The 10,437-nt window shown below is 61.9% G+C and carries 11 protein-coding genes; 2 read left to right on the plus strand and 9 right to left on the minus strand.

The window, feature by feature from the left end; all coding sequences use genetic code 11:
* Positions 1–125: 125 nt before the first annotated feature.
* Positions 126–2,327 (plus strand): P-loop NTPase fold protein, encoded by a 2,202-nt coding sequence (locus D7X99_RS14660; protein ID WP_121778359.1) that lies wholly within the window; start codon positions 126–128, stop codon positions 2,325–2,327.
* Between the two features lie 28 nt (positions 2,328–2,355).
* Here D7X99_RS14660 and D7X99_RS44660 read toward each other — a convergent pair whose 3' ends face one another.
* Genes D7X99_RS44660 through D7X99_RS14685 form a run of 6 tightly spaced genes read right to left on the minus strand, consistent with a single transcriptional unit; the run spans position 2,356 to position 6,139 of the window.
* On the minus strand, positions 2,356–2,784 hold the full coding sequence (locus D7X99_RS44660; RefSeq protein ID WP_368667763.1) for a minor capsid protein: 429 nt from the start codon (positions 2,782–2,784) through the stop codon (positions 2,356–2,358).
* Positions 2,784–3,107: a hypothetical protein gene (locus tag D7X99_RS14665; RefSeq protein WP_121778345.1), complete on the minus strand. Its 324-nt coding sequence runs from the start codon at positions 3,105–3,107 to the stop codon at positions 2,784–2,786. Before D7X99_RS14665 ends, D7X99_RS44660 begins: the two co-directional genes overlap by 1 nt.
* Positions 3,107–3,766 (minus strand): hypothetical protein, encoded by a 660-nt coding sequence (locus tag D7X99_RS14670; protein WP_121778346.1) that lies wholly within the window; start codon positions 3,764–3,766, stop codon positions 3,107–3,109. Before D7X99_RS14670 ends, D7X99_RS14665 begins: the two co-directional genes overlap by 1 nt.
* A gap of 4 nt (positions 3,767–3,770) precedes the next feature.
* The gene (locus tag D7X99_RS14675; protein ID WP_121778347.1) at positions 3,771–4,205 is read right to left on the minus strand and encodes a hypothetical protein; all 435 of its coding nucleotides are present in this window, start codon (positions 4,203–4,205) and stop codon (positions 3,771–3,773) included.
* Between the two features lie 27 nt (positions 4,206–4,232).
* Entirely contained in the window at positions 4,233–5,456 is a 1,224-nt protein-coding gene (locus D7X99_RS14680) for a phage major capsid protein (RefSeq protein WP_121778348.1), read from the minus strand.
* Positions 5,453–6,139 carry an HK97 family phage prohead protease gene (locus D7X99_RS14685; RefSeq protein WP_121778349.1) on the minus strand — a complete coding sequence of 229 codons (687 nt, stop codon included), beginning with the start codon at positions 6,137–6,139 and terminating at the stop codon, positions 5,453–5,455. The genes D7X99_RS14680 and D7X99_RS14685 overlap by 4 nt, the downstream gene beginning before the upstream one ends.
* Before the next feature lie 319 nt (positions 6,140–6,458).
* Between D7X99_RS14685 and D7X99_RS42315 the strand changes: the two genes are divergently transcribed.
* A complete protein-coding gene (locus D7X99_RS42315; RefSeq protein ID WP_147476154.1) occupies positions 6,459–7,043 on the plus strand; it encodes a hypothetical protein in 585 nt (194 codons plus the stop codon).
* A 42-nt stretch (positions 7,044–7,085) separates the two neighbouring features.
* On the opposite strand, the gene D7X99_RS14690 is transcribed toward D7X99_RS42315, so the two are convergent.
* The 3 genes from D7X99_RS14690 to D7X99_RS43690 are packed head-to-tail and all read right to left on the minus strand — an operon-like array spanning position 7,086 to position 10,016.
* Positions 7,086–8,357 (minus strand): phage portal protein, encoded by a 1,272-nt coding sequence (locus tag D7X99_RS14690; protein WP_121778360.1) that lies wholly within the window; start codon positions 8,355–8,357, stop codon positions 7,086–7,088.
* An 8-nt stretch (positions 8,358–8,365) separates the two neighbouring features.
* Positions 8,366–9,775 carry a terminase family protein gene (locus tag D7X99_RS14695; protein ID WP_121778350.1) on the minus strand — a complete coding sequence of 470 codons (1,410 nt, stop codon included), beginning with the start codon at positions 9,773–9,775 and terminating at the stop codon, positions 8,366–8,368.
* Positions 9,765–10,016: a hypothetical protein gene (locus D7X99_RS43690; RefSeq protein ID WP_233613383.1), complete on the minus strand. Its 252-nt coding sequence runs from the start codon at positions 10,014–10,016 to the stop codon at positions 9,765–9,767. The genes D7X99_RS14695 and D7X99_RS43690 overlap by 11 nt, the downstream gene beginning before the upstream one ends.
* Between the last annotated feature and the right edge of the window lie 421 nt (positions 10,017–10,437).

Here is a 10,437-nt window from a genome sequence, read left to right on the forward strand (position 1 = left end):
ACTACTTCTATGGGGGTGCTCTCCGCAACTGGCGCATCAGTGAGCCCCAAGCAACAAGGCAGCTTTAACTTCCCGTTATAATGGGGGTGTACGAGCGGACACTGAACCTACGAGACTGACCACAAATGCCAACCTCACACCCCTACTCACCTGATCACCCAATTACAAGTCACAAAGAAGACAAACTAAATCGTTCTCCCTTCGCCCAGCGAATAGCGGACACCATTGCCGAAAGGCTCGATCCAAGCCCGCTGGTCATTGGACTAAACGGCGTCTGGGGTGACGGAAAAACATCGACGCTCCAACTGATCGAAGAACGCCTCTCAACAAGAGGCGATGTAATCTGCGTCAAATTCAACCCCTGGTATTTCGAAAATGAGGAAAAGCTTCTTCGAGGCTTTTTCTCCAACCTCTCAACGGCTCTCGGCAAGTCACTCAGCACCCGGAAAGAGGCCGCAGGAGAAATCATAAGCAAGTACAGCTGGATATTATCGTTCGCATCAACAACACTGACGCTAGACAAGGACACATCAATACAGTCAAATCCCGGAGAAGCAGCCAAGCAACTAGGCCAGCAACTGTCCACAGTGGAACTACCGGCGCTAAGAAGCAGACTGGAGTCAATCCTTCGTGAAGAAGGGAAACGGATTGTCGTCTTCATCGACGACATCGATCGCCTCGATCGCAGCGAAATCCAGTCAATCTTCAGACTCGTCAAGCTCTCGGCCGGGTTTGAAAGAACAACATACCTTCTCGCATTCGATGAAGCCATCGTCTCGGCTTCGCTTGGAGAAAGATACGCCCAAGGCGGAGCACAAGCCGGCCGCGACTTCCTCGACAAGATAATTCAAGTCCCACTTCGACTCCCACCAGCAGACAAGCTCTCACTGAGGGATATCATTTTCTCGGGGATCAATGAAGCAATTGAATTGGCAGGAATAGAAGACATCAAGGACGAAGATATCCAATCCTTCCATATCGCTTTTCGTGAAGGACTTGAGCCCCACATTACAACCCCCCGCAAAGCAAACTTATTCAAGAACACACTGTCCTTCGCCCTCCCTATACTTAAAGGCGAAGTACATCCGATCGATCAAATATTAATCGAAGGCATCCGCATCTTCCTTCCAGGCCTCTATTCAGCAATCCTAGAAAACGAAAGCTCTTTCCTCGACAGTTCAGAGCGGCGCTCCAGGGAAGACGCACACAAGAAGCGCCTGCTTGAGATCATCAACAATGCACTCCCATCAATAAACGAAGCAGGTCGCGAAAAGATAAGGCGTGGCCTCTTGGAAAGAATTTTCCCCCAACTTCAATCGGTTTTCGGCAACATCTTCTGGGGAGACAGCAGGCAAGATGCCTGGGAAAAAGAGCAGCGGATATGCTCTCGGCAGTACTTTCATCGATACTTCTCATACGCAATTCCAAGTGGAGACGTGTCAGACAGATTCATATCAAATATCATAAAAATTGCAGGAAAACAGCCGGCCGACACCATAAGCAAGTCCATGCTTGAACTGGGCGCCCGAGGAGCCGACCGCCTAATTGACAAGCTAAACTCAGTCGTAGACGAACTGGACGAAGTCGAAGCCCTAAATATCGCAGAGGCGGTCGCCCAATGTGGATCCGTGTTGGCCAGCCAAAACACAGCCCACCATCCGCTCTCCACTGCCTCGCAAGCCGGGATTCTTGTCTACAACCTCCTAAAGAAATCCCCCAATGGCAACCGACGAAAGATCGCAGCCCAAAAAGTATTGCGAACCGCAGAGCCAATCATATTTGCGGTCGAATGCTTTCGATGGATAAGCCACAACAGCGAAACGCCTCTGGAAGATCGAATTCTTGATGACGCCGGACTATCCGAATCCGGCAAGATTGTCGCAGAACGAATAAGCAACGAGGCCAAGGGCGATAAACTTTGGATAAAATACCCAAACCATACGGGCTCGCTCTTCTTCTTCTGGAAGACCTACGGAAATCCCGAAGAGCCAACGCTACACCTGCGAGAACACTTCAAGGCAGACCACAAAAGAGCCACCGAGTTTATTCAGGCCTATATGCCAACAGCATTTCTGATCATGTCCGGAATACTAAGAAAATCAGAACTCAACCTGAATGCCTATAAATCCATCAAGAGCGTCTTTGACCCGGACGAACTAATCTATTTCCTTAAAATGACGCACGGGGCTGATATCGATCACTCCTCCACATCAAGAGCATCCGAGTCTCCAGAAAGGAGTGCTGCAGTTCAATTCGTCCGTATTCACAAAGCAGCGGCCACAGGTGCCGAAGACAACGACGAGGACGCAGATGAGACTGAAACTTGAGGGCCATGTAAATCCAATCCACAAATGCTTAAATATTAACCATGACGAAGAATCCAATTATCACATTAAACACCCAACAATGCCGGTCTGCGCCATCTGTCCCCAAATAGGCCGGTGCGCTTCCCTCCGCGCGTACAACAGAGCAAGAGGCGAGTGCCTCCAGGTGGAGGGCACTAAAGACAGCCTGAGCGAGTCGCTGCCCGCCCTCGAAGTCCTCCCGTGCTGAACGCACTCGCACCTGACAGCCTGGCGCAATGTACGCCGCGCGGCGCAGCCCCATGTACGCCTGTGGTCCCGCGCCGCCTGTCGCCAACAGGGCCACGGCCCGGTCCGGCACTTCGCCGTCGGCCTCAGGCATCGGAGCCGTGAAAAGGTTTGCACTTGTAGCTGGAGCGCGCATCAACCCTATGCCTGCTGCCTCCAATACATCCGCGAGTTCCAAAGCGATGTCACGCATCAGAACCACACCTTACGGAAACGCACCGCACCCGATCCGTCCACTGACTCGTCCACGGCTACGGGGCGCCGCGCACGGTTGAAGTCCGCGACGTCCTCACCCGGCAACCAGACACGGTGCTGTAGGGTGACTGGCGCGTCCGTGTAGACAACATGCGCAGCTAGGTGCTCGTTACCATTGGCGTCGCGGATGAGACGCCGGAATGGCTGCACGCGCGCCCGCGTCGTCAATTGGGGCCCGAGCGTCGGCTTGCCGTAGGCGTCTCGTCCCGTCAGAACGGCATAGGTGATCAACTGACGGAAGGTGTCCGAAGGTGAGGCCATCAGATCACCCGGTGAATGACGTAGGGCGCGAGCAACGCCTGCGCGACACCAGGGATAGGACTCTTGCCCTCAGCCTTCGCGGCAAAGTAGCTCACCGACCAATCCCCGATGGACTCGCTGGCGACCATCGCGTCCACACCGCGCGAGCGGTACAGCTGCACTGCCGTGAGAACGGTGGCCTCCTGCACGTCCTCCGGCAACGTCACCACGCGCGACGCATCCAGGGCCCGCTGCCCCGGCGTCACGAAGCCTCCGTCGTAGACGACGCGGATGCCCTCCTCGCTGCCCTGGAAGCTGTCTACCACCTCCACCACCAGCCCTCCCGAGCGCGCCGTCTCCCGCCAAGCTCCGCGCCTGCGGTACAGCATGCCGGCGTCCGCCAGCTTCCCAAGGCTCTCGTACTCCTCAGCCGGAACGAAGGCACCGCCCTCCCAGACGCCCACCACCAGGACAACGGGCGGGCGCTCCAGCAGCAGCAATGGGCGCCCGTAGCCAGCCGGGTATTCCACGAGCCCCTGGCCGTGCTCGAAGACCCGGCCGCAGTAGCCAGCAACGGCCCGGCTCGCCGCCGTGACGAGCGACTCCAGACGCGGCGTCACCGCTACGCCCAGGTCATCCGCCACGGTGGCAGCCAGGCACAGGTCAGCAGGATGCGCCATGGCGTCACACCGGCAGCGTCATGGCGCCGCCGAAGACGATGAAGGCGCACGCCTGGAGGCTGGGCGAAGTCCCGCCCGTCAGCGTCGTGGCCTCCGCAACGCGGATGAACCGCTTCGCCGCGCCGAGGTCCACGTCCTTCTCCGCGAAGGTGTTCGCCGCAGCCAGTTGCACGGAGGCCGAACCCGGTCCGGCCGGCACGAAGTCCGTCCAGGCGTCATCCGCTCCATTGTCGCTGGAGTGCTGGAGTTTCACCTCGTAGCCCTGCGCGGTGGGGCTGCCCGTTACCGCTCCCGTGGCCGCAACGAGGACGCAGCTCTCCCCCAGGACGAGCCGATCATAGCCCTGCCCCTGGCGAGTTCCGGCAGGCGTCGCGGCGGGCGGCGTGCCCAGGCGAGCGGCGATGAAGGTGCCAATCTGACTGATGTGCGGTGCGCTCATAGTGTCCTTTCGTGGGGCGTCGCCCCGTCAGTTGCTGCCCCAGCTCAGGTCCTTCACCACGACGCCGGACTGCCGGTGGCGCATGGCCAAGTCATGCTTGGTGATGGCACGCAGCACCGTCTGGTCCGTGGAGATGCCGGACACCAGATGCCCGCCGCGCGTGAAGGCTCCGTTGGGGAAGACTTCGATTTCCAGCGCCATGGACTCGCCGATGAGAACCTCGGCCATGTCTACGAGATACAGCTCCGAGCAGTTCTTGCCCGAGCCCAGCGTCTCCGGAATCTGGTTGGTGACGAAGAAGGGCACGTTGCGCAGCGTGCCGCGCTCCACCATCTCCCGCTCCAGGGCGTTGGTGCCCTCTCCGCCAGGACCCGGAGCATCGAGAATGGCCGTCTCCGCGTTGGGGGACATCAGCCACACCGGCTGCACCATGGGCACGTTGGCCTTCTTCAGCTTCTTCTTCGCCTTGTTCAGCTCCTTCTTCATCTCGCCCAACGTGGGCGCGCCCGCCGTGGCCACCGTCTCCGCGTAGACGTGGGCCGCGTCCACCTGGTTGCGGATGCCGCGCGGCTCCAGCTGCGTGCCGCTGCCTCGCAGGAAGGCCATGTCCTCCCGCAGAGCCATGACGTTCAGCAGGTCGTTGCGGATGAACTCCTCGGCGTTGATGGACGCGTTGCGGATGAGGTCGTTGGGCACTGCCGTCAGCGCCGTGAGCTTCTTCTCGGACAGGGACACCGTGTCCGTGCCCGGCTCCGACTCCTGGATGGTGCTCGTCTCGCCGCCGTAGAAGGCCGTGCCCGTGCTGGACTGCCGGTCGAAGGTGAGCGAGGCCCCGATGGGGATGACGCGGGCGCCGGCCTGTCGCACCACGGCCTTGTGGCGCAGCAGCTCGATGAACTCGGAGGCGAACTGGGGATGCACCAGGGAGCCCATGCCCGAGTAGTTGCCCTGGGAGAGGGCCTTGCTCACCACCTCGTCGCCCCAGCCCTTCAGCACGTCCACCACGTTGCGCCCTTCCATGCGCGCGACGGCCTTCGCCTTCACGAAGCGGATGAGGTTGAGGCCCGTGCCCTCCGTCATGTGCTTGCCGGTAATGGGCGAGCGGCGCGGTTCCTCGGGCGCGGTCTCGGCCGCCTTGGAGCCCAGCAGGGCCGCATAGCTGTCGCGGTGCCCCTTGGACTGCTCCACCAGTTGCGCGGCCACCAGCGGGCCCAGCGACTTCGCCATCTCCTGCATCTGCTCGGGGGTCATGCCTTCTCCTGGAGGTGCTGAAACAGGGCCCGCGCCGTGTGAGCGGCAAGGGCGTGGGTGTCGGACTCGGAAAGGGAGGGAGGTGCGGCGGGCGGCGTGGCCTTGCGCTTCTTCCGCGACGTGCGGCCCAGCGCCTTCACCACCGCGTCCGCGATGTCGCGAATGAGGGCGGCGCGCTCGTCGGAGTGCTTCTTCAGCCGCACCGCGCGCTGGTTGCCGGGAATCGTGACGACGGAGATTTCGAGAAGCTCCTGCTCGTCGCAGTCGTAACCGCCGCGCTCATTCTCGTGGTAGCGCAGCATGCGGTAGCGCACGCTCACCGCGTTAAGGATGCCCTTCTCCACCTTGGACTCGACGCGTCGGGCAAACTCATCGTCTTGGTCGAACTCGATGTCCACCAAGAGTGCGTCGCCCTGCACGTAGGCGCGGCCCTTGCCGATGGGCAGGACGTCCGTGCGGCCCGCGCCGAACAGCCCGCCAGAGCTATCGTCGTGCATGTAGAGGACGACGGGATTGGCGGCGTATGCATCGAGCCGCCAGCCCTGGATGGACAGCCGGTCATTGTAGCGGTCGAAGTCGGCGTCGTTCGCACGGAAGGTGAAGACCTTTGGCTGGCCCTCAACAGGTGACGGCGCATCCTGCTGAGCGACAAGGCGACGAGTTCTTGAAAGAGGTGCAGGCATTCACCTTTTCAATGGGGGCAGTATTAGAACTCCCCAAGAGCAAGCCCAATCCCCCCAGACAACGAGCCCGCTGGAAGCAGCCCTTCGCCAATACCACTGGTATATTGGCGCCCCAACACAACACAGGGTCAATCCAACCCCACCGCAAACATCACTTACGCAGATTATGTATCCATGCTTCTCGCCATTACTAGGCCTGATTGACTTTCGTACGTCGCTCTTATTTCATCGAGCAATGACCAGACCGACCGCTCTGATCCTCACTGCGTCACTGCTAACCAGCGCATGCTTCGGGCATATTCCTCCTGAAGGCACTCAAGTGACGATGCCTCCCACAGAGACAACTCCACCGTCACGCGCCAAACAAGAGGTTGCTGCTCCCCCCGCGACAGGCAATAAGGCAGTCGACGAGGCACAGGCTTTTGTTTCGGACGCCTTCAACCATTGCGATAATGTCACCCTCAACACTGCATACCAGCAACTACTGATCACGAAGATTGCAACAAGAAGGAAAAACCTTGGACTTCTTGCAACAACAATAGTTGGCGTCGCCGGCAGCATTGTTACCGCAGCCCTCCTTGGATCCAAGGCAGCCAGCGACGGGAATTCAGAGAAGGCCACCATTGTCGGGGCAAGCTCAGCAGGCGCGACAGCAATCACAGGCGTAGTCTCTATCTTTATCGTTGGCAGCGGAGCAGACGATCGCGTCAAGCAGATGTCAGACAACAAAAACCGAATCGACCAGGAGGTCGACGACCTCTCGAACTCGTGCAAAGATATCAACGCCAACAACGCAGCCCAGTGCACACAAAAAGCTAAACGCGTTAAGAATCGCTGCGGAATCGCAGAGACTCAGCTACCCTACGAAGTCGAAAACCAGCCCTCATTCCTACCGACCAACTAGCCATTAGATGCCATCCGATTTTTAGTGTGGGCTGGCTTGGGATTATGGAGCTACTTGTCCCGGCATGGGCAACGGATAGCCCTGCCGGTTAGAGTCCGGTTCGAATCCAGCCAATGCTCGCCACTCGTCATAGCTAAAGGCCTCCGGCATGGCGCTCATGACGCGTAACTGGTGCTCGCGGTCCGCCGGCACAGGGCTGTCGTAGTCAAGAATGGCATCCGCGCCGCCGAACAGAGGCATCAGCCGCATCTGGTACTCGGTACGGAGGAACTCCATGCGCGGGAGCGTCGCCTGCTCGGCGAGGTTCTCCCGCGCCGCGAAGGCAGTCGCCTTGTTCGAGCTGGAGATGTCGCCCACGATTTCGGGCGGGACTCGAAACGTCATCCTCACGAAGTCCATGAGGAACTTCCGCAATTCCACCAACTGCATGTCGCGGAAGCTGGTGTCCAGGCGCGCGAACGTGACCCGGCCGCTGGTGAGCAGCAGCTTGCCCGCCTTGTCCGGCCCCTGATGCTCGCGGGCCAGCGACTCCTTGAAGGCCTTCGCCCCTGCGCTGTTCGCATCCGTCAGCCCCTCGATGGATGCGATGGCTGGCGGAAGCATGTTGTTCCAGAAGCTCGCCCGGAGGAACCGCGCCACGAACTCGTCCGTGTCCAGTTCGTCCCCAAGCGCGAAGGCGGGACCGACTCCTCGCCCAAGCGGATCCTCCGGGTCCAGGTTTCGCAGATGGAGCACATCCGCCGCTGGAATCTCCCGCATCACGCCGCCCACGGCGACCGTGAAGGTCCGCAGTTCACGCGGGACGTCCATCGCAGGCAGCCGAGTGACGAGGTTCGGAGGCACCGGCCAGAATCCCACCGGGAAGCCCGCCACACGTTCCAGCACCAAGAATGCCTCGCCGACCAGGTCCAAGTACACCTGCACCAGCTTTGTGACTGAGCGGCCCGTCAGGTAGTCGTTCGGGTCCGCGAGCATCCGAAGAATTGGATGGTCCGGCACCTCCTGGACTTCGCCCGCGTCCAGCATGGACTTCAACCGCATGGCGCGGACCTCGCGCGTCGCGCTGCGAAGGGCGTAGTCCTTCACCGGCTGGCCCTCCCGCGAGACGCGCCGGTACACACGCCAGTTCACCCCGGCCACAGAGTCCGCGACCACGTCCACAATCGCCCGGAGCCAGGGCATTTCGCGGTACGCCGCCAGTAGTTGCGAGGTGCCTCGGCGCGGCGGCGCCTGCTGCCAGCGCGCCAGCTCCAGCCCCGTTCCCTGTCGCGGAGGACGCGCCACCGCCGCCTTCATCCGGTCCCACAATCCCAAGACACGCCTCACAGGCAGAAGAAAGAGTCAGCGAAGACCAGCTCATGTGTGCCCCACAAAAGGGCATCGACGCGGTCATCGCGGCGGCCGTTGATGCCGCTGAATTTGGCGAGCTGCGCCTCCAGCTTCGGGAAGCTGCCCACCAGCTCGATGCGCCCGGTCTCCGCCAGGGCGCTCACCGGCTCGGCGCGCTTCGACTTCGCCTCCCGAGCACGCACCGGCTTCACGTTGACGTGGACGCCCATCTCCGAGGCCACCGTCTGGATGGTCGTCTCCACCATCTCCCCGCCTGAGTTCACCTCCGCAACCAGGGCGTCACAGCCGAAGGCCAGGTACTCTCGGATTGCGGCTGCGGCCCACTCACGCGGAGAGCCCCGGAAGCTTGCGTCCTTGAGCACCGACACGCGCTTGAGCGGCGCGCCATCCGTCCCGACAAGCGGACTGCTTCTCACGCCCTGGACCACAATGCCCGTCTCGTCCGAGCCCGTCTCGCTGGTGGGCGCTGGGTCCACGGACACGATGCGCCGGTCCAGGCCGCGCGCGTATTCGTGGGCATCCGCTTCCACCCTGCCCCACTTCGCCGAGCCAAAGATGGCGCCTGGCACGTCCATCAGCAGCCGGCCCAGGACCTCCTGCTGGCCCCAGCGCGTGTGCATGAGGGCGCGCATGGTGGCGACGGCGCTGGGCGCCAGGTTGGCGCGGTTGGCCAGCGACGAGCCCGTCCGCAGCACCACTCCCGGCCGCAGCGTCTTCGCTTCCGCATCCGCGAAGAGCAGCTCCTCCAGCTTCCGCAACGGCCTGGGTGTCCCGGTAAGCAGCAACTGAGGCGGGTGCGCGACGGTGCCGATGCGCAGCACCATGGGGAGCTGGTCCAAGGCCGCCATCTCATGCTTCCACGAGGCGGGCTCGTCGCCCCAAGCCCAGCCGCAGTTTGGGCCGCGCAGCCGGTCTGGCTTATCCGCCGAGTAGCAGATGGCATAGACACCGTTGGGCCACGTCACCCGGCGCTTGCTGGGCTCGTAGACGGGCATGAACCAGGGCGGCGACAAGGCCAGGATGCCGCTGGTGCCACGGATCATCGTGTCGCGCACGTCAGCCGCAGTGGGTCCGATGAGGGCACCGATGGACTTCGCTTCCCGGGCCTTCTGAATCACCCACCGGGCCCCGCTCCACGTCTTCCCGAAGCCCCTGCCAGCCATGATGAAGCAGGTGGAGAACGACGCCGGGGGCACCTGTTCTCGCCGCGCCCAGAAGTCCAGGTCGTGGACGAGCGTTTCCACCTCGGGATGGGTCATCCGCCCGAAGAGGCGCGCGAGGCCCTGGCGGGTGCCGGCCTGGCGCACCATGAAGGCTGCTGGGGACTCGTCTGGGGCGAGTTGCTCCAGCATCCCCGCGAAGGGCAGGCGCTCACGGCGCATCGTCGCCCCCGCTGCTGCTGGCCCCCGCCGTCGCTTCGGGAGCGTCCGGCAGCAGGCGGCCCAGCCGGTCCATCAGCAACTCGCGCAGCGCGCGCTCGTCGGCGGCCTTGTCCTCGGGCGCCACCTCCGAGACGTTGTCCCGCCTCCCGTACAACTCCGGGAAGCGCCGCGACAGGAGCCACTGCACGTGCTTCGGGTTGTGCGCGGCAGCCGCCATCAGCATTTCCGTGGCGGACTGCATGAAGCGCGCTTCCGCAGCGCTCACCGCGAGGAAAAACTCGTGGAAGCGGCCCCGTTCCTCTCCCGCACCGCGATGAATCCAGCGCGAAAGCGTGTGCTCGTTCACGCCAACGAGGCCTGCCACTGCGCGACGGAAGAGGCCGCGCTCCAGGTGGCCGCAAATCTCGGCCTGAAGTTCAGGGGTTAGCTTTGAGGGAGGTGCCATCCCTCCCTCAATGGGGGCGGGATGCGCGCAGGATTCGCTTTTCGCGCCGCACACATCGCGGCCCTGCCCATTTTTTGTTGAAGTTTTTCAAGCGTGGGGGCCCGCCGAGCAAGGCGGAAACGGGACGACCGTCCCAAATTCGGACCCGGGGGGGCCTCAAGCCATGTTCAACGTGACTGCAATCCGGGCAGAGCCGCCACGATGCGCTCGTGGCAGG

The sequence above is a fragment of the Corallococcus sp. AB032C genome, from assembly GCF_003668935.1.
In the GTDB taxonomy this organism is placed as follows: Bacteria; Myxococcota; Myxococcia; order Myxococcales; family Myxococcaceae; genus Corallococcus; species Corallococcus exiguus.